A 24,155-nucleotide genomic window follows, 5' to 3' on the forward strand; every position below is an offset into this window, starting at 1 on the left:
TATTGTTCTCCTTTAAAACTCAATTTAATTCTCTTTGTAATATTATATGCTAAAGTGACTGGTGTGCAATGATTTCAACTGGTAAAAGGGTAGTGGAACTGATCGTGCTTTGTTGGTTAATTTGCGTTAAAAGTTTATTAGCTGCTAAGCTACCCATTAGCTCCATATCTTGCTTCAACAGAAAAATTCCATTAGCGACATATTGCGACCATTCCCAATCATCAAAGCTAACTAAGCCAAGATCTTCAGGGAAAGAAAGGTTTAATTCCTTAAAAATTGCTAAAAGGTCAAATAAAATGGGTCCCATTAATGAAACGACAGCAGTTTTGCCTTTAAGCTCATTTAACTGTTGCAGAAACGTTTTAGCAAGCCACTGCCGATCATGTCCTCGGGTTTCAATATTGTGATAGCTTAGCCCGTTATCAGCAGCAGCGACCTTTAAACCGGCAATTCGAGGAATCTGACCAGATGCCTCCGCAAAGTGTGCGCTGACAGTTAAAATATTCTGATAACCATTTTGATACAGAATCTTACCGAGGTTATAACAAGCATCACGATTAGCAGAAGTGACCTTGCCAACTGTAGAAGGCTGGTCATCAACTTCACGGTCGACAATTACGAGGGGAATGTCGTTATGAATAGCAGGGGCGAATTGACTAAAGTGACGGGAATTAGGCTGGACAATAATTCCGTCAACTCGTTGTTGGTATAGTCGCTGAAGAGCACGACTTTCATTTTCCCGTGAGTTGTTCGTATTCATGAGGAGGATATCATAGCCCGCTTGTTGCAAAACATCATCGATTCCTTTGGCAAGTAAAGATGAAAAGGGGTTAGAAATATCTCCAACGAGGATTCCGACAACGTGACTATGAGTTTGTCGAAGCTGTCGTGCGGAAGCGGTTGGAACAAAGTGAAGGTCTTTAATTGCTTTTTCCACCCGTTTCCGCGTTGCTGGGCGCATTTTATCATAACGACCATTGATAATACGTGAAACGGTAGTCACTGAAACACCAGCTGCTTTAGCAACGTCAGCGATAGTAGTATGTTGCGTCATTTGTTTATTCATCATCCTTATTAGTTCTACTATTAAGAATACCAAACCATACAAAAAGCGTCACTAGCTAATTCGCTAGGACGCTTAAATTGACTTAGACAAATAATGAAATGGCGTAGACGGCTCCTAACCCAGCAAGGGCTAAGACGGAAGTAAGAGTTGTCCACGAAAGTAAAGTTTCCTTTAATGAAAGGCCAAAGTATTCCTTAATCATCCAGAAACCGGCATCATTAACGTGTCCACAAAAGACAGAACCGGCACCGATGGAAAGAACCATTAATGTTGCCATAATTGAGTTACTACCAAATTGGTGAGCCATTGGAACAACAAGCCCGGCAGCAGTCATCGCAGCAACCGTTGAGGATCCGAGTGACATCCGTAATAAAGCAGTAATTAACCAAGCAGCTAGAATTGGTGAAATGCTAGTTTGAGCAAATAGTCCAGAAATGTACTTAGAAATTCCACCATCAACAAGAACTTGCTTGAAGGCACCACCACCACCGATGATCAAAAGCATAACTGAGATTTGCTTAATTGAGTCGGCAAGGGATGTCGAAATATCTTCCATTTTTTGGTTTCGTTGTAGACCCATCGTAAAGATTGCAAAAATTAATGAAAGAAGCATTGCAAGGTCAGGAGCACCAATAAATTGGATGAATTCATTAACGGGATTGTTCTTAGGGAAAATAAATGAACAAATAGTAGCGACGGCGATTAAGATAACTGGCATCATTGCAGTTAAAACGGAGATACCGAATTTAGGCGTCTCTTCAAGCTTGAATTCTTTATATTCGCCAAGAACTGAAATATCAATATTTTTACGGTAGACACGCGGATATACTTTTTGTAATACCCAGTTATAAACAGGACCAGCAATAATGATTGTTGGGATCGCGGCTAAAATACCAAGCAGCAATACGTGTCCAAGGTTAGCGCCAAGAATGTCTGTAATAGCGGTTGGAGCGGGGTGTGGTGGTAAGAAAGCGTGGGTAACGTTTAAGGTAGCCGCCATTGGAATACCGAGGTACATCAATGGCATATCGAGTTCCCGGGCAATGATAAAGATAATTGGTAAAACAACGACAAGCCCAACTTCAAAGAATAATGCTAACCCAATGATAAAGGAGGCAAGGATAACAGCAACTTGGATCCAACGCCGACCAAACTTATTAATCAGGGTTGTTGCAATCCGATAGCCACCACCAGCATCAGAAACTAATTTCCCAAGCATTGAACCGAAACCGAAGATGATAGCTAAGTGTCCAAGCTGGCCCCCGATCCCAGTTTCAATTGGAAATACCTAATATACGAAAAAAGGCGTAAAGCGCCTAAAAAATTAAATATTCCAGTGGATCTTAATTTTATTATCGTTCCATACGTCTATTTTTTTAATTAACTTTTTTACGATAAATTTCTGCTTATCATAGTCGAGACTATCAATGTCCTTTATTTGAGCTAATATTTCGTTAAAAGCTACAATTTTATCGTCATCATTTGGCTCTTCAAGCGGTGCGAGTTGTTTTTTTAGCGTTTCTTCTTGAAGCTTTAAATCAGCGCTTTTCTTACTGATATTATCAATATTGACATCATCAGAAATAACGTAGAGGTCAATCAACCTTTGTTGCTGTTTTCTGACTTTCGCTAATTCTTTTTGAATTGCTTCCACATCAATATCAGGTTTCTTCTTAACCGGTTTCTGTATTGATTGAGGATTCAACGCTAAATTCTTAATTTCATTTATCACAGCAGGCTCTAAGTCTTTAGCATATACGAGCTTGAAAGGACAATTAGGATCCATTATTTTATACGTCCTTGTCTTTTGCTTTGATTTGTATGTGCTAGGACAGTTATAACGAAGTTTGCGTTTACCGTTATATACGTAAGAGTTAACGAAGAGAGTAGCACCACAATAGCCACAACGTAGTAATCCTGATAGCATGTATTTTGATTGGAAGGGTCTAAGCTTCATATTGAAACGTTTATAGGTGGCCGTTTGGCGTTCTTTTAATTCATTCTGTGTCTTGTTGAACGTTTCCTCGTCAATAATTGGAGAAAATTTACCATCATATGTTTTTCCATCATATCTTATTTTGCCAAGGTAGGTTGGATTGCTAAGAATATACCTTATTCTAGTATCAGACCAGTTCTTTTTATTTCCGATATGTCCTTCTAAGTTAAGTGTTTCTTTTATCTTATTAATTGACGTGCCACTAAGATACATCTTGTAAATTCGTTTCACTATTTCAGCTCTTAACGGGTCTACTTTATAATTGTCGCCATCAACTTCATAACCAAATGCAGGATTATTGAATTCCATAATCTTACCAGACTTAGCACGACCAACTCTTCCCATTGACATGCGCTCTTTGATTTGCTCACGTTCTAATTGAGCGAACACACTTAGTATTCCGATCATTGCCTTACCAAATGCGGTTGAAGTATCGAAATTCTCTGATAAGCTAATGAAATGGATATTATTCTTTTGGAAGACATCTTCGATAAGGTAAAGAGTGTCCTTTTGACTTCGGCTCAATCTGTCAAGTTTATAGACAAGCACAGCATCGTATAATCCTGTATCTGCATCTTTGATAAGCTGTTGCATGCTGGGGCGATTGATATTTGATCCGGAGCGACCAGGATCTACGTACTCTTTAACAATCGTCCAATCTTTAATTTCACAATATTTTTTAAGTTTATCTTTTTGTTCATTAATTGAGTAACCTTCTTCTGCTTGTTCTAGTGTCGATACCTGACACGGACATAAAGTGCTACTTTCATGTCCCTAATCACGTCCTTTCGTACATGTGTTCTTTATGGTGTCTTTTTAAACCGGTCGAATTCGACCGGTTTAAAAATTGAGCTAATTCATTTTAATAATCATAGTTGATATAATAATCAAAAAAGGTGGTGATTGTTTTGAAATTGTTTAAGCTATTTAATACATTAAAAAAAGAACATGATCTTTTAAAAAAACAAGTTCATAATAATCAGTCCATCATTGAGAACAGGCAAAGTAAATTTCATAATGATTTTCTACAAAAAAAGAAAGATTTTGAAAATAAAAATTAATTAAAAATATAGTGCAATTGGCTTTACGAAACTATCGCCATTTTTAAGGAGTCCAGAAGAAAAGAAGGTCATTTCAGATAATGCAGGCACGATATTGCCGAATTTTGACAAATCTTGAATATCATTGTTGGCCCCTAAAACATTAGAAAAAATTGACTCTATACTTACATCTTCTGTTTTAGCTTCAACAATTCCCAATACGGTTATAGGGCGAGAAGAATAAGCAATAGATTGTAATTCTCCATTGTTCATTCTGAAGTGATCATTATTTGCTAAAATAGTTGCTCCATCCATATGAATTAAAATATTCCCTTGAGTCATTAGATTTCCAAAACTCATAAAGTGTGCCATTAACTTAAAATTGCTTTCCAATTCTTTGCTCCATCCATCGGTAGCTTGCATCATATTTTTTAAATTAGAATTGAGTCCATTTCCACGATCTGAGCTCAAAACTTCACTTGAGAATTTAAAATCAATTAATGAGAACGGGGAAGTGGTTAAAACAAAATCTCCTTCGCTAGCAGTACCTAATTCTTTAATCAACTGCTTCTCATTTAGAAGATTAATCAAATTATTTAAATTGTAATCGTTTAGTACCACATTAAGATCTTTACCAAAACTTTCCGAATCTTCACTAGCAGCTGTATGTGTATCAGCTCCTTTATATTCGCCCTTAATAATAGACGGAATACCACCGCTAATGCCAGAAGTATTACTACTAGTATCCGAAGTTCCACTTTTGCTATCATTACTTGATTTGTTAACTATTGAATCAATATATCCTTTGTTTAACTGCGCGAGAGCAGAATATAATTCAGTTTTATTAAGAAAAATTATTTCTTTATATTTATCATCCATAGTTTCAGTATTTCCTTTCTTTATGGCACTTGACCATTAGCAATTCGTTCTGCTGCTTGGTTCATCTTGATATTTGTTTCGTATTGAGTATCAGGATCACCACAATAAGACCCTGCATCGTTCCATTGCGTCATCTTGTGACCATCAGTTGTGTAAGATGTGTATTCTTTGAAATTAGCAGGAACGTCATCAGGGCGCTGATCTTGTGAAGGCGTCGCTTGTTGCTGTGGCTGTGCAGGAGATTGGCGTTGAGTATTATTTTGTGCTGTGCTAGCATGTTGTGTGCTACTTACTTGAGTAGAAGATTGTTGATTGCTTGAATTACTATTTGCATTAGAAGAAGTAGAGCTTTGATTATCATTGCTTTGCTTCTTCTTTTTATTTTGCCTGTGTTTCTTGCTTAGTTGCTTCTTTAAAGAAGAATTTTCAGCTTTTAGGCTACTATCATTAGAAGTCTTTGTGCTTTTTGATTGCTGATTACTACAAGCTGCTAAGCTAACACCCGCTAGCAATGTGGCACATATTAAACCTATCTTTTTCATAAAATCCTCCAAATTATTTCTTGAATTGCTTTCCACAGTCCATACATACAAAATCAGTTTGATTTGTATTTTTACCTAGAAAGCCAGCGACAGCACCAATCCCACCGGTTAATACAGCGCCGCCGATAGCTTTCCCGGCAGAGAAGTTCTTATGATGTTGTCCTAATGGTTGAACGTTGCTACTACCGCAATAAGGGCAGAATAATCTTCCGGTGTTTTCTCGATTAATAGCTTCTAGTATTGCAGTGCTTGTCATCTGATTAATTTCTCTTTTAAGGTCAGCAGGAACAAAGTGCTTACGAGCTTTATCAGTATCGAAAAGTTTATTAACGTCTTGATAACAGATAAATTTATGGTCTTGGGTAAATCCTTTATCATCAAGAAATCCGATCTTATTTTTGCATACAAAGCATTTCATTAATCTATTTCTCCCCCGTATAGCTTTTAACGTCGATCACGCTTGGACGTATATTAATAATTTAAGATAACTTCTTTAACAATATTTTCATCGCGCGACGGGATATCGTTTTGGCGCATAAACTCAAGATAATTCACCGAGTGTGGATCATCGCCAGTGACGTCAATGTAATTAGAGAAAAGGTATTTAATCATAAATTTGTTAGCGCCATATTCCATTTTCATCTTCATAGAAATTGTTACATCATAAAGTTCTTTTTCGTCACGTTGCTTAGCAAGATGACCTAATTCATGAATTAAAACTGTTTTTTGCTGAGTTTCAGTTAATTTAGTATCTATGTATATAACTGCTTTCCCTTCTAAAATAGGTGGAAAAGCAATGCGTCCCGGGCAATCAAGGCTTCCATACATTACTACGGCATTCAATTCTTCGAGAAGTTCTTTCAACTTATTATCCATAAAGCAGGGCGACCTTTTACTCTTTATTTCTGAGATAACTTTCTAGTAAATCTTTCATTACTTTCTTATCATGTTCAGTAACGGGTTGGCCTTCGAATGACATAATTGTTCCGAGAGCTTCATCAACAGTCGCATTATGTACTTGATCTGCTTTACTCTTGCGCCCTAATAAATAATCAGTAGAAACATCGAAATAATCAGCTATTTTATTTAAGACTTTAGGGCTAGGCTTTCTTTTATTCGTTTCGTACATTCCTAAAGTGCTTGTTCCAATTCCTAATACTTTTGCTAATTGGAATTGTGACATATGATTATTTGTCCTTAAATCGGCTATTCTATTACCTATGGACATATCCTTCACCTTCTTATAATTACTAACTGTGATAATCATATCACTATTTGTGATGAAAGAAATATCAAAATAGTCACTAAAAGTGGTTGACTTATCACTATTAGTGATATATTATAATAGCCGTAAGATAAATCACTCTTAGTGATAAGGAGGCGATGTGATGAGCGTCACACCTAACAAAGTCTTAATTGATTTGAGACATGAAAAAGGTGAATCTCAGGCTCAAGCAGCTAAGAATATTGGTATTTCACAATCAATGCTCGCTATGCTTGAAGCTGGTTATCGTAAAGGCAGCGATGACACTAAAATCAAGATTGCTAACTACTACGATAAGTCAGTGGACACTATTTTTTTTGCAGTTAATTGTCACTCTTAGTGATAAGGAGGTAATCAAATGCAACAACTATTTAATTTTAACGGACAGCAAGTCCGCACAGTAACTATTAACAATGAACCTTACTTTGTAGGTAAGGATGTGGCAACGATTCTTGGATATAAGAAGCCTGAAAATGCCATTGCCAATCATGTAGAGAACGAGGATAAAACCACTACCCTGATTCAGGGGACTGGTTCTAATTACAAATCCAAGTCAGTAATTATCAATGAATCCGGCTTGTACTCATTAATTCTTAGTAGCAAGTTACCAACCGCTAAAGAATTCAAGCACTGGGTAACAAGTGAAGTTCTACCAGCTATTCGTAAACATGGTGCCTATATGACACCACAAACAATCGAAAAGGCTCTCCTTAATCCAGATACAATTATCAATCTTGCTACTCAGTTGAAAAAGGAACAAGAGCAACGTAAGCAACTTCAAGCAGAGAACGAACAGATGAAACCTAAGGCTTTATTTGCGGATGCGGTTTCTACAAGCAACTCAAGCATTCTAATTGGACAGCTTGCCAAAATCCTTCGCCAAAACGGAGTAAATATTGGGCAAAATAGACTGTTTGCTTGGATGAGAAAGAATGGCTACTTGGGAACAAGAGGAAGTAATCGTAATGTTCCTACTCAGCGTTCGATGGAGTTAGGACTATTCAAAACTAAAGAAACAGTAATTAATCATTCTGACGGGCATACAACTGTCAACATTACAACGAAAGTAACTGGCAAAGGACAACAATATTTCATTAACAAGTTCTTAAATGCACCAGTAATTGAAGCTTAGGGGGTGATCAGATGGAGATAATCAACGTAGACAAGGACGGGAACGTTATTCCTGACCTTTCAAAGAAAACAATTCCCAAGGATTTAAGCGATGTAATCGTTGAAATGATCTATGAAGCACGTTCTAAGGAGGTGATTTGATGTTAGGACTAGCAATTCCTTGGGTGGTAATTATGGTTTGCTTCTTAATTGGAGCAATCGTCAACGTTATCGAGGGCGAGAAGCTGAATGTGCTGAAAGAAAAGTACAGAAAGAAACATTAGGAGGTAAAGAAAAATGAAAGACGGAATGGAACGAATTAATCAACTGCTTGATGAGTATGATTTCCCATTAAATGCCATACAAATGGTACGGGAACGCTTAGGCGATTGGTTCATCAGTGGCGGTAAGCCGACTGATGGCTATGTTTGGCAACAAGCACGCTATCTTGAAAATCTAATTCGCTACGGACTAGCTGAACGAAAGGCGGTGATTGAATGAGCAAGCTGAGCGATTTTTTGTTAAAGCGACGTCATGAATTGCGAATGACTCAAGTTGAGTTAGCGCAATGGTTCAATCTTACTGACAGAGCAATAGCAAATTATGAGAAAGGAAGGCGTGAACCTAGCTTAGAAATTATGTTGAAGTACTCACGTGTCTATCACGTAAGTATTTACAAACTTGTGGACTTACGAATTGAAGATATTAAAGGAGGTGAAACAAATGACATTAACAAAAATAGTTAATTCTAAGCTCTTAGCAATGCTAATGGGCGCTTGGATAGCTTATTGCGCAGGCGTTGGTGATTATGGCGGAGCGGTATTCCTGCTGTTCTTCTATTCGCTGATGCTGTGGGATTTGAACGCAAAAAAAGCCACCGGATCCGACGCATCCGATGGCAATAGAAAACAAAATAAATATATTTAGGAGTTCATTATACCATGTTTGACGAAAAATTGAAAAAAGCAGAGGGATTTATCCTTCTACAAAATAATCTAATGAACGCAGTATTTGTTAAGCAAGCAACCCCCGTAGGTGATGTTGAAGCACTTACTCGCTATTACGAATCGCAACAAACTTTATCAAAACTATTTAATAAGCAAATGGGGTGGATGTAATGAACCTATCTGAAATCTTTGCCCGTAATTTGCGAGTTCGTATGGCAACGCTCAGTTTCAAAACAAGTGACTTGTACAAGATGACAGGAATATCAAAGACAACCATAATGGCTCTGGAATATGGGAAAAATAAGGGAGTTATGTTTGAAACTATCGACAAATTAGCAGTAGCACTTGAATGCAAACCAGAAGATTTTTTCAAACTAAATTGCGAATGGACTAGTAAATCACACACAAACAACTGGAAGAATGAGGTGGTCAAGTATGACTAATCAAGTAGCACAACAGCAGAAACCGACTAAGCTAACCGATCTTGTATTAGATCGTGTTAAACAAATGCAAGACACGCAGGACTTGTCACTACCCAAGAATTACAACGCTTCTAATGCGTTGAATGCAGCCTTTCTCGAATTACAAAAAGTACAAGACCGTAATCATCGGCCAGCCTTAGAAGTATGTTCTCATGACTCGATTGTTAAGTCCTTGTTAGATATGACACTGCAAGGGCTATCCCCAGCAAAAGATCAATGCTACTTCATCGTATACGGCAATGAGCTTCAAATGCAACGGAGCTATTTCGGTACTGTTGCAGCAGTTAAGCGACTGGATGGTGTTAAGAAAGTTAGGGCAGAAGTTGTTCACGAAAAAGATGACTTTGAAATTGGTGCTAATGAAGACATGGAGCTAGTCGTTAAGAGGTTCGTTCCTAAGTTTGAAAATCAAGATAATCAAATTATTGGAGCTTTTGCCATGATTAAGACTGATGAAGGTACTGACTTTACTGTTATGACTAAGAAAGAGATTGATCAGTCATGGGCACAAACACGTCAAAAAAATAACAAAGTACAGCAGAATTTTAGCCAAGAAATGGCAAAGCGTACTGTGCTTAATCGTGCCGCTAAGATGTTTATTAACACGTCTGATGATAGTGACCTTTTAACTGGTGCTATCAACGATACAACAAGCAACGAATACGATGATGAGCGTCGAGATGTAACGCCCGTTGAGGATGAAAAACAAAGTACTGATAAATTGCTAGAAGGATTTCAAAAGTCACAAGAAGCGAAGGCTAAGGGGGTAAGTAATGATGGCAACAGCAACGAAGGCAAAGAAACCAGTGAAGAAGTCGCAGACGGACAAACAGAACTCTTCAGCGAAGGGACAATCAAACCAGCCGATGAAGCTGACAGCTAATAATTACTATAGCCATGAGACCGATTGGCAATACATGAGCGTGTCACTGTTTAAGGATTTTGAAAAATGTGAAGCTCGTGCCTTAGCTAAGCTCAAAGAGGATTGGCAACCTGTATCTAGCCCTGTACCGCTTCTTGTTGGTAACTACGTTCACTCATACTTTGAGAGTGCAAAAAGCCATCAAGACTTTATTGAAGCTAACAAAAAAGAGTTAATGACCCGACCTACTAAAACTAATCCTAACGGACACCTTAGAGCTGAATTTAAGGGTGCTAATAGCATGATTCAAACGTTGCAAGCCGATGATATGTTCAATTACTTCTACGCTCCAGGCGACAAGGAAGTAATCGTAACAGGTGAGATTGACGGCTACTTGTGGAAAGGCAAGATTGACAGCCTTGTGCTTGATAAAGGCTACTTCTGTGATTTGAAGACCGTTGACGACATCCACAAGGGTCACTGGAACACTTATGAACATAGATATGTGCCATTTATTCAAGACCGAGAATATGACCTACAGATGGCCGTTTATCGTGAATTAATCAAGCAGACCTTTGGTAAAAAGTGCCAGCCACTTATCTTTGCGATCAGCAAGCAAACGCCTCCTGACAAAATGGCAATTGATTTTAACGGCGTTGATGATGATTACCAAATGCAAGCCGATTTAGACAAAGTGAAAGAACTACAACCGCATTTTTGGAAAGTGATGACTGGAGAAGAAGAACCTGTTCATTGTGGCAAATGTGATTATTGCCGTGAAACGAAGATGTTAAGCGGATTTATACATGCAAGTGAAATCGAGGTATAGAAACATGGCACGCGTTAAAAAAATTAAGATTAAAGGCTTCACGATCATTGATAATGACATAATCAATGATCCAAGAATGCACCTTAAAGCCTTAGGACTCTTTGCGTATATGTGGAGTAAGCCAGATGATTGGCAATTCTATATCAGTGAGATTGCTACACATTTTAAAGATGGTGAATCAGCTGTAAGCAGTGCGATGAAAGAGTTAATGGAACTTGGCTATTTGAAGCGAACTCAAAATCGGAAAGACGGTAAATTTTCAACGTATGATTATGTTCTCCAAGAAATACCGAAACCAGAAAATCACAGTTCGGTGCCGAAAGGCGATTTACCGAAACCAGAAAAATCGAAATCGGAAAAACCGATTCCGGAAAATCAAGGACTACTAATCACTGATAACACTAATACTGATTTAAATAATACTAATAAAGTGTTAAGTGATGCACAGCATTCCGTCAAAGATGTTTTCGAGCTTTGGCAAAACAACTGGGGATTTCCTAATGGAATTGCTCAACAAGATTTAACTGAGTGGACGAATAAATATGGAGCTGACTTAGTTCTTCATGTAATTACGTATGCATTAAGAAGAAATATAGCTTCTAAGGGCGCTGATCGCTATTTAGCAAAAACGTTTGAACGATACGATCAACAGTCAATTAAAACGGTGGAACAAGCTAAAAAGTCTGAACAACAACACGAGCAACAAATGAGCCGTGAATATCAGCAAAAGAGTGGCTCACGTAAACGTCAACCAATTAACGAACCAATGCCAGAGTGGTTCAAAAAGCAACAAGAAGAACAGCCTAACAAACAACACTACGAAAGAATTGATGATAGTGGGGATCCGATGCCACATGACTAAAGAAGAAGTGAAAAAGAAATGGGCTTCTACTCGGAAGCTATTAGAAGTAACTGATAGTGAATATAACGGTGTAACACAAGAAGCTGCTAACCTGCGTTTTATCAAAACTAAGCTACAAATAGCAGTTTATTATCTGCAAATGCTTGATGAGCATAATTGCGAGTATCAAGTACCTTGGAATAAAGAACAATTTAAATGGCTACTTAGAAAGCCTGTCGGGGATAAAAAGAAACAACAGGCTAAAGAATGGTGCCATCAGTGTTGTTTAATACGTGACAAAGCCTGCACCAATTGGAATTACAAGGAGGCAAAGACAGCATGAAAAACAATAGCTTAATTAAGCAGATTAATGATTTAATTTTTGCTCCAGAAGAGGAGATTGCATGGATTGGGTCAGCAGATGGCAAGCTTGCAATGAATTGGGAAGAATTTAGTTTTCATTTTTCTCAGCTCAATCATGATCCAGAAGACGCCAAACAAGAGTTAGCAGTTGATCTTGTAATCGTAATGAAAGATCACTCTTGGTACGAACGAAATTTAAATGACGGGGGCTGGATTCATAAGCGTATGCCCTACTTAGCTATAAATCACCAGCCTTTTAAATACGTTTCAGAAGCCGATAGCCCAAATGGCTCATGGCCCTGGAGTACGTTAGAAGAACTAAATGACTGTGAGGAGGTAGCGCAATGAGCACAGAAGTAAAAGTATTATCAACAAGCACAAGAACTAACTTAGAAGCATTGAAAATGTTAGCGGAGAAGAAAAATGATAACGATTGATTTAGATAATAAGTTTGCCATCGTCAGTGACGGCGAAGCGCTCAACATTGTTCAGAAAGATGGCAAAATGCGAAAGAACGGTACTCCATCGGGACAAAAGTGGTGGTTCAACACGTATGGCCAAGCTATCAAGTTCTACGAAAAGAAAGTTGACGCTGGAAGACCTATTCATTCATTGCGAGAACTAGCCAAGCAAATAGACAGCGGATATAAGCGTATTGAAATCATGGTAGATCAAAAACTGAAAGAGGCGGGGATTGAATGAGCAAGCGTACTCGTAAGCGACAAATCATGAAAGCAAAATTAATGAGCCTGCCGCCTTATCAAAGAAAGCGATACAAAGCACTAAACATAATTGCTAATGCGATTTGTTCCTGTGGAATATCGATAAATGAGCTATCAAAATCAAAGAAACACCATAGTGTGACGAATCGAAAGAGGTGGAAGTAATGAAGCAATTACCGTTATGTGTGGGGATTGTCTGTGTAACGGCAATTATTATCACAATAATTATCTGCAAGGTTAGCCTTGAAACAATATTTAGTCTGATTATTGGATTGATGATTATTGCTTTTGTAGTTGCCAACTTAATTGATTTATAAGGCGGTATGAAGAGCAAGACGAAATGGAGTGTGTTTATAAAGAATGATAAAGCTGTATAGAGTTAACGCTTTTTTTGATAGCTATATTGTTAAGGCTGCTAATGAGGAAAGAGCTAAAGAACTAGCTTGGTTTAATGAGATGGAAGTAATATCTGAATCGTGGATAGATGAATATGATGTTCAAGAACTAGACATTAAGAATATGAACGTTGAAGAGGTCATATCTGGAGGCAACTAATGAAATTAACTGAAAAGCAAAAGAATTGCCCGTATTGCCATCACAAAAAGAATATTGTCAACATACCGGGATTGTGTGTCTCAATAGATCCTAAGGTCTCTAATGGCAACTTAACTATCAAATATGATGCATCGAACAAAGACATGACAGATAACAATATTGTCATTGGAGATGACGATGGCTATGTGTTTGGCGGCTGGAATTTAACTATTAATTGTTGCCCTATGTGTGGTCGACCACTGAACGAGGAGGAAAAATAATGACAAAAGAAGAAATATTCAATGATTTTATCAAAAAAGTAAAATGGGACAACTTCCAAATTATTAATGTATGCAGAAGCAACAGAGACAATGTTCAATCATTTAGTTTTGAAATTACTGATAAACAAACTGCCACTAACATTGAATTAGCTAATAAACTTTCAAAAGAGAATGCGGAAGTTGCAGGCAGAATGAATCGACTAGATGAGTTCATGCACACAGACGAGTACAACCGATTAAGCGATAAAGAGCAGCGCTTAATGATTATTCAGTACAACGCTATGCAAGTGTATGCTGATGTACTTTTGCAACGGATTGATGAGATTAAGGAGCGTTTGTAATGCACTTTTATCTAGTTGATGATGACAACTCATCTAAAGTCATTGTTGCTCATTCAAAGGATGAAGCTTGGCGTGCTGCTTCTAAGCGTGATTTTGGAGATCCTGTTGATCCAGAAGCATTCTATGAAATTACTATGTTGGCGCCAAATCACTATAAGAAGGCGCAAATTATTGTGGAAGAAAGGTGATCGCTTAATGCTACACAAATATAAAAAGATAGTTCCAATTAAGGCTGAACAGTTCGATGGGTCAGATGAAATGATGAAGAAATATTGTATTACCGATGATGGCTTTGGTGAAACCTTTACTTTTCGGAAAGATAATAATTGTTTACCGCTAAAACGTGGTTGGTGGATTGTTAATCTTGGGAAGATTACCGTATTTGATTATACATTCACTGATTGGAAAACAATGAGTGATGAAAAATTTCGTAAAACTTATGAGAGGTGCGACTAATGATTAGATATGATGGCGAAGTTGTCTACTCTGAGTCAGGGAGTGGCATTAGAGCAAACAACCGGATGCTTTTTAACGAAGCGCAGGTATCAGCGATTAAAGCAATCACTAATGGTGAGTTCAAGCGCCAAAGTGATTTTGGCACAGTTTACGTTGTCAAAGATCAACTAGTAGATGATTACGGTGTTTTAGAGATTATCAAAGTCTTTGAGCAATTAGATGATGCGCAGAAATATGTGATGGCTCATCCACGAGCTGCGTTGTTGCCAAGAAAGGTGATCAAGCATGGCAAAGTCAAAGAGCAAAAGTAAAAACCGCCGACGCAAGAAGCGTCAACGGCGAGAAGAAAATAAATTAAAGCGGGAGGAAAAGAATGATTAAGGATTTATTGAAATACATTCCTCTGGTATGTTTTACAGCAATTATTATCACGGAAATTTTATGTGGCTTTGATAAGCACATGATTGGATATGCAGTCTTTGGATTGTTTGTCTTACTAATGTTTGGAGCTGTTTAATGAAAAAAGACGCTCTACTGTGAGAGCGCCCTTGAGATATATGTATAACAAAATAATTATATCACAAGGGGAGTAGGGCAAGTGAATAGCATATTTGAAAAGTATAAACGTGATGAATCGTGCGACATGGCTCGTGAATGGTTGTCTAAATATTGGTATTGGAGAGATGAAGCCGAAAAAAAGAAGATTACGCTAGGATCGCCTGATTTTGACGGACAGCCTAAAGCAAAGACATATGATCCTGACCGTCGTATGATCGATTGGACAAATGCACAAAACGAATGGAGGAGACGTGAACTAGTTCTCAAGTACATTGCTTCAAAGGGAGACGAGCATGAATTATATGCGCTTATACTGGATAATCGCTTTGTTCATCATCATCGCTCAATAACAGAGGTAAGAATGAAACTGAATATCTCTGAGCGTACTTTTAACCGTATGCAGAAAGAAGCATTGTGGGAAGCAGCGAGGATAATTCCTACTAATGTTTTAGTTGAAAAGTAAAGTGGCGGTGTTTTGGCGGTAAAATGGCGGTACTTTGGCGTGATTTTCAAGAAAAACAGCCTTATTATGGTATTGTCGAATGATTACGAAAACGACTTTACTTTTCAAATAACGTGCCCGAGCAAGCCTTTAACTGCTCTACGTATTTTCAAGACTCATTACTATACTCACAATAGGGATCTCTTGTTAAGCGTAGGAAGTGTGGAATCCGGTAACCAAGCCGACGCGATGGTGGCAGATGACCATAATCCACGTAGGGTATTAGCTATGGAAACGTTGATACCCAGTAAATCATGATTTATGTTTAAGACTGGCACTCACCTTCTATATGTTTTCTAATACTACAGTGATGATTGATTCTTAGGTGGAGTGTTTATAATACGAGTGTGTGCGAATTTCTCAAAATAAAACCTTAATAGAGTGTCAGTCCTTTATGCGAATATGCAAATTAGATGCCAAGTATCCTGGAGTAGTCCAATACTTGTGGGGGCAGTTCCCAATATTCGCAATTGCAGTGCTTTACGAGTCGCACTGCTTGCTGAGATCCAAGATGGGCACACAAGGTCTCGTGTGACAAAAGTGTGGTTTGAATCCACCTCTCGGCTTTATCACGGCAAACTAAACTATGATAGGAGATGAAAGCTCCTCTTTCGTAATTACATAGTACTTTTTTGTCCAAGCCGTGATTTAATACAGAGATGCAAAGAGCAACAAAATTCAAAAACGATTAGTGGATGCAAGCATTTCTGTATTATGCTGATAAAAGGTAGGGCTGAATACCCTAATGGCACGGTTCGATTCCGTCCATCAGCATTCAAGGCTCATCTACTTTTTAAAACAATCAACGAAAGGAGGAAGCACCTACTTGCTATGATGTTCTTCTATATGCCTTGATGTAAAGTCTCCAATCTACGGGGGCTTTTTTTAATATATGAAAGGTGATAATTATGAGCAAACATATCACGGTTAAAGAAGTAAAAGATATTGTTAATTCATTTAGTGAGAATGCAGATTGGGAGGGAATGCATATGGAAGAAGACGATATGTATGAGGATGTGCTTAGGGCGATTGCTGACGGTGATCCACATTCAAAACTGCTAGCAAGAGAGGCTCTGAAGTCAAAGAATGTTAAATTCACTCGGTGGTATTCATGAGAACGACTAAGAATTGGGGCTTTACTAATAGTGGAGCCGAATTATATATGTTAGCTCATGCTGAACGAACGAGAAAGGAGCTTGAACGTGAGTCTACTAGATCAAATCAAAACACAAGCAAGTATCACCGACAGCGTTCTAGTGTCTTTCAGCATGGGGAAAGATAGTATTGCAGTGATGGATTTATGCTTCAAATACTTTAAGCACGTACAACCATTTTTTATGTATATGGTGCCAGGGCTTCAATTTCAAGAAGAAGCACTAGCAAAGTATGAGCATCACTACAATACGCATATTATCCGTGTACCGCATTTTGAGACGGCAGACTTTTATCGTTATGGTTCCTTCCGTGATCCGGATTACAGCGTGCCACGTGTCAAAATACGAGGTATCTATGCTTATTTGCGTAAGCAGACCGGCATTGCATGGATAGCTGGCGGTGAGAAGATTAACGACTCAATTGTCCGTAGAGCCATGTTAAAACATTCAGGGAGTATAGACACTCAACGAGGACGTTTTTACCCTGTAATGTACTGGACGGACAAAGAAGTTAAGCACTACATCAAAATGAACAAGCTACTGTATCCAAAGTTCAATCGTGAATTAGGATTTAGTTTTCATTCATTAGCCGGTAAAGAACTATCAGCAATCAAAAAGATATACCCGCAAGACTACGAGAGGATACTTAAATTCTTCCCGGAAGCGCAGGCGGGTGTTTTACAATACGAGGCTTACAAGAAAGGAGGAGATGAATAATGGCACGGCAACGAGTTATGTCTGAACAGCAATACCTTAATAGCAAAGGTGTAGGTAGTGCTGTGAGTGATTATATGATGGATAAGACAGTCGTGCGTAAGTCTGCATACCATCAGCGTCAAGACGAAAGATCACGAAAAGCCTTAAAGCAGAATCAAGATCAGTATTATGCCAAGCGTAATCAAGCTAGACGAGAATATCGGCGTTTAGTTTCAAGTGGCAAAGTAAGAGCACCCACTCAAGCAGAAAAAACGTGGAATACGGCTCATGGCTTGTCTGAAAATAGATCAGTGCAAGCGGCCCGACGTGTTCTTGCTAAGCATGGTGTTGATTGGAAGACGGGTAAACGTATTGCTCCAGCAAGGGGGCGTGGATTGTGGCCCACTTTTACTCACAAGGGCTCTTCTGGCAAGTCAAGCGGATAAGAGGTGAAGTTAAGTGGCAAAGCGTAAACAATTGCAGTCGTTCGAGTATGGGACAATCACCCGTGACAAGGTTAAATTAGCTGATTACAATCCTCGTATCATTGATGAGAGCAATTTAAAAGAATTAACTAAAGGATTACGTACGTTTGGCTTAATCAAGCCGCTAGTAATTAACAAGCGCACTGGTAATCTTGTTGAAGGCCATCAGCGAATAGCTGCAATGGATAAGATGTATCGCAAGAAAGATTATGAAATTCCAGTAGCATACATTGATGTTGACGAGAAAGAGGAAAAGACGCTCAACGTCCAACTCAATAATCCATCAATGCAAGGTAGCTGGGACTTGGGCGCCTTAGCCGACTTGAACGCTGACGGGATTAACTGGGACGATATGGGCTTTAACAAGGCTGATATTGATTTTATGTACGATGGTGAGGTCGATTTTGATGGAGATGCTAGTGATGAACTTAATGGTGTTGCTGATGGTGATAGCAGCATGGATGAACAGTCGGTGGTAAGTAAGCGCGACACTCCATTCGATGAAGAAGTCGAAGATGAGAAAGACAAGCTTGCTGATATGTCCGAATTAAACGACGAGGACGGTCTAGAAGAATTTAATAAGAAAAAAGCTGAGTTTCGTCATAAGGATAACGACAACACGATCATTAACTTCTATACCAAAGTAGTATTTCCTAGCAATGATGCAAAGAAGGACTTCTACAAGAAAGCCAACATACCAGCCAATGAAGAGTACATAACCTTTGACCAAGTTAAACGATACTTTGATAATTAAAAGTGAGGTGTAATCAATGGGACGCAAGCCGTTAATTGATGAGCATACCTCCGAAAAAATGCAAAGCTATTTAATGGCTGGTGTGTCACTTAAAGATGCCTGTACGTTGCTGGGTATCGGTTACACCACATGGAATGATTATGAGCGTAAAAATCCAGATATTCGGAGGAAAAGGAAACAATGGCAGGGCATGCTTAAAGCTAGAGCAAAGATGAATATTGCTGAACATGTTTTTGGGAACAAAACAAAAGGCATCGAGCCGAGTGCTGAATGGAGTAGATACTTACTTGATTCTATTACTGCGCAAGAAACTAAGAATGTTCAGAACGCCTTGTCGCGCGCTAACGCTCGTAAGATTAACGCAGAAACAAAGCGGATCGAAGCTGAAACGAAGCGACTTAACTCAAACGATGAGGGTATTACTAAGATTGTATTCAGTGATGACTTAAAACCGGATAAAGAGGACGATAGCAAACAGAAAGGAAGTGAAGACGATGGAGCAGACACTAAGCCTAAGTAAAATTGTTGGCGGTGGCTATTATGACTTTTGGCATGATAAGCACTTTTACCGCGTTGTTAAGGGCTCGCGTGCTAGCAAAAAGAGCAAAACAACAGCGCTCAACATGATTTACCGGCTGATGAAATATCCTTGGTCTAACTTGCTTGTTGTACGACGCTACTCAAACACTAATCGACAGTCAACCTATGCGGATCTCGTGTGGGCTATCCATCGTTTCCATGCTGAGCATCTTTTCAAATGCAATCCATCCATGCCGGAGATAGTCTATAAGCCAACAGGTCAACGGGTTATCTTTCGTGGGCTTGATAAGGCGTTAAAACTTACTTCAATCACTGTTACGCACGGGTATTTATCATTTGTGTGGATTGAGGAAGCTTATGAAATTGAAAATGCTGATAAATTGGAAACGTTGCAAGAGTCTATTCGTGGTCGGATTGATGTTCCTGGGGCCTTTAAGCAGATTACAGTGACTTTCAATCCTTGGAATGCTCAACATTGGCTAAAGCGGACGTTCTTTGATCCGGAAACACGTAAAGCTGACACGTTCGCCCAAACAACCACTTTCAGATGTAATGAGTGGCTCGATGAACAAGATAGGCAACGCTACTTGGATTTGTATAAGACCAATCCTCGACGTGCTAAGGTGGCAGCAGATGGTGACTGGGGAGTAAGTGAGGGCTTAGTCTTTGAAGATAACGTTGAACGTGTTGAATTTGACCCACAAGAAAAGCTGACCGAATGCGGGCACGCTGGATTTGGGCTTGATTACGGCTTTGGTGGTGACCCGAATGCGTTTGTAGCATTGGCAATTGATCCAAAGAGCAAGAATATTTGGATCTACGATGAAATGTATACGTATCACCAAACAACGCCACATATTGCCGACTGGCTCAAAAAGAACGGCTATCAGCACGCTTCAATTTATGCTGATTCTGCTTCACCAGAGCGCACGCAACAGCTTTTAGACTTGGATATAGATAATATTCAATCTGTTGTTAAAACGCCAATAGAAGCTGGAATAGATCAACTATGGCAATACAAAATCCACGTTCACCCGAAATGCAAAAACATTTGGAACGAGTTCAATAATTATGTGTTTGATACTGACAATATCGGTAACACACTCAATCGCCCGAAAGACGAGAACAATCACGCAATGGACGCGTTGAGGTATGCGGTACGTCAATATATGGATATGTATGATGGCTCGATGGGCGTTGATTGGGGTAATCAGTATCACATCGCTAGAGAAATGGGGCTTGATATTTAATGCAAAACACAATTCCACAACAACATCGCTTTGATTTGGAAGCTAACCGAGAATATCAAGTTCCGGTTAGCTATTTTAATACGATCAAAGATTATCCAATGCAACTATACGAAACAGCTTATAAGTTCATTCGTCACCACATCGACAGAGAAGTGCCACGATTAAAAGAACTTATGCGCTATTACTATGCTGATACGAAGATTAAGAAATGGGCTGGGTCACCTAATCCAGACAATGCGCATAATCGGGTGTCAACAGGCTTTGCACGCTACATTACCAATATTCGTGTGGGTTACTTCATGGGTAACGATATTCAATACAAGATAGCGACTGATGATGACAGCATGAAGTCATTATCCGCAAGGCTTGATGACTTACTTACTCATTACAACGACAATGCAAACACGCCTTACATTGATGAAATGCTGAAAAAAGATTTATCAATCATGGGTCGTGCTTATGATCTTGTCTACGTTAACGAAGGTGAAACAACGTTAAACTTAGCAAAGATTGACCCGACAACGTGTTTTGTTGTTTATGATGATTCAATCAAGGCTAAGCCGCTGTTTGCTGTTCGCTACTATCAGACAGGTGTTTTAGATGAGTTGCTACGTGAGAATTACGAGATTTACACTGATTCGATGGTCTATCGCTATCATTCAGATGGCGGATTGCCTGAGACTAACTCACCAGTTAACAGCGTTGTGTTTGACAGTCAAGAGCCGTTATTCTTTGAACGGGTACCGTTGACAGAATATAAGAACAACGAAGAGCGTTTAGGCGATTGGGAGCCTGAGATTGATCAGATGGACGCACTAGACAAGGCGATTTCCACGATGGCAAACTTCCAAGAAGATTTTAACGATGCTGCTATGGTAGCAACTGGTCGCTTTGCTAATAAGACTAAGCCAGTCTATGCAAAAGATAAGCAAGGTAACGTTCAGATGGGTAAAGATGGTAAGCCAGTTGTATTGGTACCACCTAGACCGATCATTGATCCTAAACATCACATGTTTTACCTAGAGCCTTACATTGCACGTACTGGACTGAGTGAAGGACAGCGTACAGTCGTAACTCCTACGCTTCAATACATCACAAAACAATATGATTCCGCCGGCTGGTCTACTTACACCAATTTCTTAATCAATGAAATTCATAAGTATACCAACACACCGAACGTCAATGATCCTAACTTTGCTTCTAACGCGTCCGGTGTAGCAATGAGTTACAAGTTATGGGGAAGCGATCAAGAGCGCAAGATACAAGAAGCACTATACAAGCGTGGTTTACGTGCTCGTATTAGTGCTTGTATTGCTTACTGGAACAAAATTAATGCTTTGCCCGGTGAGAATGATATTTCTGTGCTTGCTGATATGGTCAAGCCTAACTTTGATCCTAACTTGCCAAAGAATGACGAGGAGACAGCGCAACTTGTACAAACCTTATCTGGCATTCCGGGACTTGAAAGTATGAAGTCATTGCGTGAGATTACGCAACGCATTACCGGTGTATCACCTGATGATGAGCAACAGCGGATTGATGATGAAGCAGAGGAAGAAGCCAAAAAAACAGACGACTACAAGAAAGGCCGAATTGGTATTGGTGAAGTATTTGCTACTGGCGAATCTGCACAAGTTGAACAGCCAAAGGGTGATAAGTAATGACGGATAAAGAATGGTTTGACCAGTTAGACAAGATATTTAATCCGAATAGTCCTAGTGTGCAAGCATTACGTGACGCTGTTGAACGTGCAGAACATAAACAAGAAGTTACTTTTGATCATTTTTTCAATAACGGTTTGAAGTGGAATGATAAAGCGAACCCAGCAGACGTTAAAGCGGTATTCGACGCTTTACGTGAGTTACGCAATATAGCTCATACACCACAGCAGAAAGCCGTTGTCGGTGCTTTGCTGAACAATTTACCGTATAAGACTAATCTTGACGTAGCAAAGCTTACAAGCCGAATTAACATTGCCATGCTTGGGCTTGACGTTGCTAAGAAGCTGCAAGCTGAGCAAACAGAAATTGTTAATAAGGTGACTGAATTAACTGGTAAACAACACGGCGGATATAATACCCAACTGAGACGCCGTGCCTTGCTCCGTGTCGCCACACAAACGGGTAATGATACAGATACATTGCCACTCATCTTTAAGCACGCACAACGCCTCTCAATGGATTTAGATAAGGTGATTGATTTTCAAGTTAAAAATCACATGAACCCCAATTCATTAAAAAAGGCAGCTAAAGAAGCGCTAGAAGGTGACAAGCAGTGGAATTATAACTCTGATAAATGGCGGTCAACGGTGCAGAAACGTTACATGCACACGAAAGCAAATCTTGAGCGAATATTTGTTACTGAGGCAAAAGTAAGCCAGATGAAAGTAACCGCAAAAAGCCTGAAAAACAACGGCTACAAGTACGTTAAAGTGGTGAGCCGTCACAGTACCAACGTTTGTAAGTATTGTGAGGGAATGGACGGGACAAAAGTTAAGATCGACAGCATTGTAGTCGGTATCAACGTACCACCATTCCACCCACGTTGTGCATGTAACATCATTCCTACTGAAACACCAGTTAAGGAAGCGCTAGAGGACTTAGGATTGTGAGGTTGACTATATGGATAATGAAACTTTTATTAAAATGGCAAAACAACGTTTGTTCGCAGAACTACATCCAAATCGGCAAATGTCACGCCCAAACGAAGCGGGTATGTATGTTTCTTGGCTGTGTAAAATTGGCAAAAACAACAAATGTGTAATTGGAATCATTGGGAGCGATGATTATTACGAGATTAGTTATTTCAGTGACGAAGGAGTTTTTGTGATGGATCATTACTCGTTGAAAAAGCATAAATACATTTAGCGACTATTCAAACGGATAGCCGTTTTTATTATGCCTTCAAACGTGCTGACAGGCGTTAAAGAGCGGACGGGTTTCCTCGACGGAGGTTAAACGGAATTCATCGACGGATGTAAAACGGAGGTATTGATAATGGAAAACGAAAATGAAGTTCAAACTCAACAGCCTGTACAAGAACAGGATAATCAGCCAACTCAAAACGAGGGGCAAGAAGAGAAGCCTAAAGTAGAGTTCACACCTGAACAACAAAAAGCTATTAGTGCTTTGCTTGATTCCAAGATTGCTAAGGAACGAATCAAAGCAGATCAAGAAAAGCAAGATGCCATCGATAAGGCTATTGCACGTACTAAGATGTCTGCTGAAGAGCGAGCTAAAGCGGAACAAAAAGACCGTGAAGACGAGTTCAATCGCAAGCAACAAGACTTAGATCGTCAATTACGGGAAGTAAAAACTAAGTCAACGTTGATCGATAAGGGTATTACTACTGATCTACTACCGCTCGTTATGGGTGCTGATGATGATGAAACTTCACAACGTTTGGATTTATTAGATCGATACGTTCAAAAGAAGGTACAAGAAGCCACTGAAAAGCTTATGAGAGGTAAACAAAATCCAATCAATGGCAACAGTGGCTCTAACGTTTCTCTTAGTGATAATCCTTGGTCTGCACAATCATTCAATATCACTAAGCAACAAGAAATTTTTAATCAAGATCCAGAAAAAGCCCGGCAAATGATTGCACAAGCACAACCCAAGCAGGGCTTTTATGTTGGAAAAATAAATTAAGGAGTGAATAG

The 24,155-nt window shown here is 39.1% G+C and carries 41 protein-coding genes and 1 pseudogene; 34 read left to right on the top strand and 8 right to left on the bottom strand.

The annotated features are described in order from the left end of the window. Positions 1 to 49: 49 nt before the first annotated feature. The 8 genes and pseudogenes from LREU_RS04245 to LREU_RS04285 all read right to left on the bottom strand — a co-directional run bounded on the left by LREU_RS04245 (position 50) and on the right by LREU_RS04285 (position 6,790). The gene (locus tag LREU_RS04245; RefSeq protein ID WP_003668057.1) at positions 50 to 1,069 is read right to left on the bottom strand and encodes a LacI family DNA-binding transcriptional regulator; all 1,020 of its coding nucleotides are present in this window, start codon (positions 1,067 to 1,069) and stop codon (positions 50 to 52) included. A gap of 79 nt (positions 1,070 to 1,148) precedes the next feature. Further along, positions 1,149 to 2,345 (bottom strand): annotated as a pseudogene (locus LREU_RS04250) (gluconate:H+ symporter); the annotation flags it as partial. Positions 2,346 to 2,390: 45 nt separating this feature from the next. Further along, positions 2,391 to 3,767, bottom strand: a complete 1,377-nt coding sequence (locus tag LREU_RS04255) for a recombinase family protein (RefSeq protein WP_080502968.1) — start codon at positions 3,765 to 3,767, stop codon at positions 2,391 to 2,393. 356 nt (positions 3,768 to 4,123) lie between these two features. Then, the gene (locus LREU_RS04265; RefSeq protein ID WP_003668052.1) at positions 4,124 to 4,981 is read right to left on the bottom strand and encodes a DUF6414 family protein; all 858 of its coding nucleotides are present in this window, start codon (positions 4,979 to 4,981) and stop codon (positions 4,124 to 4,126) included. A 20-nt stretch (positions 4,982 to 5,001) separates the two neighbouring features. After that, positions 5,002 to 5,523, bottom strand: coding sequence for a hypothetical protein (locus LREU_RS04270; protein WP_011953447.1), 522 nt, complete (start codon positions 5,521 to 5,523; stop codon positions 5,002 to 5,004). Positions 5,524 to 5,536: 13 nt separating this feature from the next. After that, positions 5,537 to 5,941 (bottom strand): hypothetical protein, encoded by a 405-nt coding sequence (locus tag LREU_RS04275; protein ID WP_003668049.1) that lies wholly within the window; start codon positions 5,939 to 5,941, stop codon positions 5,537 to 5,539. 53 nt (positions 5,942 to 5,994) lie between these two features. Next, on the bottom strand, positions 5,995 to 6,399 hold the full coding sequence (locus LREU_RS04280; protein WP_003668048.1) for an ImmA/IrrE family metallo-endopeptidase: 405 nt from the start codon (positions 6,397 to 6,399) through the stop codon (positions 5,995 to 5,997). Between the two features lie 16 nt (positions 6,400 to 6,415). Further along, complete coding sequence (locus LREU_RS04285; protein ID WP_003668047.1) at positions 6,416 to 6,790, bottom strand: helix-turn-helix domain-containing protein; 375 nt, start codon at positions 6,788 to 6,790, stop codon at positions 6,416 to 6,418. A gap of 121 nt (positions 6,791 to 6,911) precedes the next feature. On the opposite strand from LREU_RS04285, the gene LREU_RS04290 reads away from it, so the two are divergent. The 34 genes from LREU_RS04290 (at position 6,912) to LREU_RS04440 (ending at position 24,144) form a co-directional block, all read left to right on the top strand. Next, positions 6,912 to 7,127 (top strand): helix-turn-helix transcriptional regulator, encoded by a 216-nt coding sequence (locus tag LREU_RS04290; RefSeq protein ID WP_003668046.1) that lies wholly within the window; start codon positions 6,912 to 6,914, stop codon positions 7,125 to 7,127. Positions 7,128 to 7,145: 18 nt separating this feature from the next. Further along, positions 7,146 to 7,919 carry a phage repressor protein/antirepressor Ant gene (locus tag LREU_RS04295; RefSeq protein WP_003668044.1) on the top strand — a complete coding sequence of 258 codons (774 nt, stop codon included), beginning with the start codon at positions 7,146 to 7,148 and terminating at the stop codon, positions 7,917 to 7,919. Positions 7,920 to 7,930: 11 nt separating this feature from the next. Continuing rightward, complete coding sequence (locus LREU_RS10620; RefSeq protein WP_003668043.1) at positions 7,931 to 8,059, top strand: hypothetical protein; 129 nt, start codon at positions 7,931 to 7,933, stop codon at positions 8,057 to 8,059. After that, positions 8,059 to 8,181 (top strand): hypothetical protein, encoded by a 123-nt coding sequence (locus LREU_RS10625; RefSeq protein ID WP_258411273.1) that lies wholly within the window; start codon positions 8,059 to 8,061, stop codon positions 8,179 to 8,181. Before LREU_RS10620 ends, LREU_RS10625 begins: the two co-directional genes overlap by 1 nt. 13 nt (positions 8,182 to 8,194) lie before the next feature. Then, a complete protein-coding gene (locus tag LREU_RS04300; RefSeq protein WP_003668042.1) occupies positions 8,195 to 8,398 on the top strand; it encodes a DUF6877 family protein in 204 nt (67 codons plus the stop codon). After that, entirely contained in the window at positions 8,395 to 8,643 is a 249-nt protein-coding gene (locus LREU_RS04305) for a helix-turn-helix transcriptional regulator (RefSeq protein WP_003668040.1), read from the top strand. Before LREU_RS04300 ends, LREU_RS04305 begins: the two co-directional genes overlap by 4 nt. Continuing rightward, complete coding sequence (locus LREU_RS04310; protein WP_003668039.1) at positions 8,621 to 8,824, top strand: hypothetical protein; 204 nt, start codon at positions 8,621 to 8,623, stop codon at positions 8,822 to 8,824. Before LREU_RS04305 ends, LREU_RS04310 begins: the two co-directional genes overlap by 23 nt. A gap of 14 nt (positions 8,825 to 8,838) precedes the next feature. Beyond that, a complete protein-coding gene (locus tag LREU_RS10440) occupies positions 8,839 to 9,015 on the top strand; it encodes a hypothetical protein (protein WP_003668038.1) in 177 nt (58 codons plus the stop codon). Continuing rightward, on the top strand, positions 9,015 to 9,287 hold the full coding sequence (locus LREU_RS04315) for a helix-turn-helix domain-containing protein (RefSeq protein WP_003668037.1): 273 nt from the start codon (positions 9,015 to 9,017) through the stop codon (positions 9,285 to 9,287). Before LREU_RS10440 ends, LREU_RS04315 begins: the two co-directional genes overlap by 1 nt. Next, positions 9,280 to 10,209, top strand: coding sequence for a recombinase RecT (locus LREU_RS04320; protein WP_003668036.1), 930 nt, complete (start codon positions 9,280 to 9,282; stop codon positions 10,207 to 10,209). Before LREU_RS04315 ends, LREU_RS04320 begins: the two co-directional genes overlap by 8 nt. Beyond that, on the top strand, positions 10,193 to 11,017 hold the full coding sequence (locus LREU_RS04325; RefSeq protein WP_003668035.1) for a PD-(D/E)XK nuclease-like domain-containing protein: 825 nt from the start codon (positions 10,193 to 10,195) through the stop codon (positions 11,015 to 11,017). The genes LREU_RS04320 and LREU_RS04325 overlap by 17 nt, the downstream gene beginning before the upstream one ends. Before the next feature lie 4 nt (positions 11,018 to 11,021). After that, complete coding sequence (locus LREU_RS04330) at positions 11,022 to 11,879, top strand: DnaD domain protein (RefSeq protein ID WP_003673373.1); 858 nt, start codon at positions 11,022 to 11,024, stop codon at positions 11,877 to 11,879. After that, on the top strand, positions 11,872 to 12,201 hold the full coding sequence (locus LREU_RS04335) for a hypothetical protein (protein ID WP_003666901.1): 330 nt from the start codon (positions 11,872 to 11,874) through the stop codon (positions 12,199 to 12,201). The genes LREU_RS04330 and LREU_RS04335 overlap by 8 nt, the downstream gene beginning before the upstream one ends. Continuing rightward, the gene (locus LREU_RS04340; RefSeq protein WP_003666903.1) at positions 12,198 to 12,569 is read left to right on the top strand and encodes a hypothetical protein; all 372 of its coding nucleotides are present in this window, start codon (positions 12,198 to 12,200) and stop codon (positions 12,567 to 12,569) included. Before LREU_RS04335 ends, LREU_RS04340 begins: the two co-directional genes overlap by 4 nt. A 75-nt stretch (positions 12,570 to 12,644) precedes the next feature. Beyond that, positions 12,645 to 12,923 carry a hypothetical protein gene (locus LREU_RS04345; protein ID WP_003666905.1) on the top strand — a complete coding sequence of 93 codons (279 nt, stop codon included), beginning with the start codon at positions 12,645 to 12,647 and terminating at the stop codon, positions 12,921 to 12,923. 184 nt (positions 12,924 to 13,107) lie between these two features. Beyond that, entirely contained in the window at positions 13,108 to 13,260 is a 153-nt protein-coding gene (locus tag LREU_RS10445; RefSeq protein WP_003666907.1) for a hypothetical protein, read from the top strand. A gap of 43 nt (positions 13,261 to 13,303) precedes the next feature. After that, positions 13,304 to 13,498 (top strand): hypothetical protein, encoded by a 195-nt coding sequence (locus LREU_RS04355; protein ID WP_003666908.1) that lies wholly within the window; start codon positions 13,304 to 13,306, stop codon positions 13,496 to 13,498. Then, positions 13,498 to 13,758 (top strand): hypothetical protein, encoded by a 261-nt coding sequence (locus LREU_RS04360; RefSeq protein ID WP_003666909.1) that lies wholly within the window; start codon positions 13,498 to 13,500, stop codon positions 13,756 to 13,758. Before LREU_RS04355 ends, LREU_RS04360 begins: the two co-directional genes overlap by 1 nt. Then, positions 13,758 to 14,099 (top strand): crAss001_48 related protein, encoded by a 342-nt coding sequence (locus LREU_RS04365; RefSeq protein WP_003666911.1) that lies wholly within the window; start codon positions 13,758 to 13,760, stop codon positions 14,097 to 14,099. The genes LREU_RS04360 and LREU_RS04365 overlap by 1 nt, the downstream gene beginning before the upstream one ends. Next, positions 14,099 to 14,287 carry a hypothetical protein gene (locus LREU_RS04370; protein ID WP_003666912.1) on the top strand — a complete coding sequence of 63 codons (189 nt, stop codon included), beginning with the start codon at positions 14,099 to 14,101 and terminating at the stop codon, positions 14,285 to 14,287. The genes LREU_RS04365 and LREU_RS04370 overlap by 1 nt, the downstream gene beginning before the upstream one ends. A 7-nt stretch (positions 14,288 to 14,294) precedes the next feature. Next, entirely contained in the window at positions 14,295 to 14,555 is a 261-nt protein-coding gene (locus LREU_RS04375; protein ID WP_003666913.1) for a hypothetical protein, read from the top strand. Beyond that, positions 14,555 to 14,866: a hypothetical protein gene (locus tag LREU_RS04380; protein ID WP_003666914.1), complete on the top strand. Its 312-nt coding sequence runs from the start codon at positions 14,555 to 14,557 to the stop codon at positions 14,864 to 14,866. Before LREU_RS04375 ends, LREU_RS04380 begins: the two co-directional genes overlap by 1 nt. A gap of 62 nt (positions 14,867 to 14,928) precedes the next feature. Next, on the top strand, positions 14,929 to 15,072 hold the full coding sequence (locus tag LREU_RS10450; protein ID WP_003666915.1) for a hypothetical protein: 144 nt from the start codon (positions 14,929 to 14,931) through the stop codon (positions 15,070 to 15,072). 81 nt (positions 15,073 to 15,153) lie between these two features. Beyond that, positions 15,154 to 15,576 carry a hypothetical protein gene (locus tag LREU_RS04385; protein ID WP_003666916.1) on the top strand — a complete coding sequence of 141 codons (423 nt, stop codon included), beginning with the start codon at positions 15,154 to 15,156 and terminating at the stop codon, positions 15,574 to 15,576. A gap of 947 nt (positions 15,577 to 16,523) precedes the next feature. After that, positions 16,524 to 16,730 (top strand): hypothetical protein, encoded by a 207-nt coding sequence (locus tag LREU_RS04395; protein ID WP_003668032.1) that lies wholly within the window; start codon positions 16,524 to 16,526, stop codon positions 16,728 to 16,730. A gap of 57 nt (positions 16,731 to 16,787) precedes the next feature. Further along, the gene (locus tag LREU_RS04400) at positions 16,788 to 17,486 is read left to right on the top strand and encodes a phosphoadenosine phosphosulfate reductase domain-containing protein (protein WP_003668031.1); all 699 of its coding nucleotides are present in this window, start codon (positions 16,788 to 16,790) and stop codon (positions 17,484 to 17,486) included. Continuing rightward, positions 17,486 to 17,911, top strand: coding sequence for a hypothetical protein (locus LREU_RS04405; RefSeq protein ID WP_003668030.1), 426 nt, complete (start codon positions 17,486 to 17,488; stop codon positions 17,909 to 17,911). The genes LREU_RS04400 and LREU_RS04405 overlap by 1 nt, the downstream gene beginning before the upstream one ends. A gap of 13 nt (positions 17,912 to 17,924) precedes the next feature. Next, positions 17,925 to 18,704: a ParB N-terminal domain-containing protein gene (locus LREU_RS04410; RefSeq protein ID WP_003668029.1), complete on the top strand. Its 780-nt coding sequence runs from the start codon at positions 17,925 to 17,927 to the stop codon at positions 18,702 to 18,704. A gap of 16 nt (positions 18,705 to 18,720) precedes the next feature. Then, complete coding sequence (locus tag LREU_RS04415; RefSeq protein WP_003668028.1) at positions 18,721 to 19,224, top strand: hypothetical protein; 504 nt, start codon at positions 18,721 to 18,723, stop codon at positions 19,222 to 19,224. Continuing rightward, positions 19,199 to 20,494 (top strand): PBSX family phage terminase large subunit, encoded by a 1,296-nt coding sequence (locus LREU_RS04420; RefSeq protein WP_003668027.1) that lies wholly within the window; start codon positions 19,199 to 19,201, stop codon positions 20,492 to 20,494. The genes LREU_RS04415 and LREU_RS04420 overlap by 26 nt, the downstream gene beginning before the upstream one ends. Then, positions 20,494 to 22,155 (top strand): phage portal protein, encoded by a 1,662-nt coding sequence (locus tag LREU_RS04425; RefSeq protein WP_003668026.1) that lies wholly within the window; start codon positions 20,494 to 20,496, stop codon positions 22,153 to 22,155. The genes LREU_RS04420 and LREU_RS04425 overlap by 1 nt, the downstream gene beginning before the upstream one ends. Next, positions 22,155 to 23,105 carry a minor capsid protein gene (locus LREU_RS04430; protein ID WP_003668025.1) on the top strand — a complete coding sequence of 317 codons (951 nt, stop codon included), beginning with the start codon at positions 22,155 to 22,157 and terminating at the stop codon, positions 23,103 to 23,105. Before LREU_RS04425 ends, LREU_RS04430 begins: the two co-directional genes overlap by 1 nt. A 10-nt stretch (positions 23,106 to 23,115) precedes the next feature. Continuing rightward, positions 23,116 to 23,361, top strand: a complete 246-nt coding sequence (locus LREU_RS04435; protein WP_003668024.1) for a DUF6275 family protein — start codon at positions 23,116 to 23,118, stop codon at positions 23,359 to 23,361. 129 nt (positions 23,362 to 23,490) lie between these two features. Next, on the top strand, positions 23,491 to 24,144 hold the full coding sequence (locus LREU_RS04440; protein ID WP_003668023.1) for a DUF4355 domain-containing protein: 654 nt from the start codon (positions 23,491 to 23,493) through the stop codon (positions 24,142 to 24,144). Positions 24,145 to 24,155: the final 11 nt, after the last annotated feature.

Origin of the sequence: Limosilactobacillus reuteri subsp. reuteri (assembly GCF_000016825.1) — a bacterium.
Lineage (GTDB): Bacteria > Bacillota > Bacilli > Lactobacillales > Lactobacillaceae > Limosilactobacillus > Limosilactobacillus reuteri.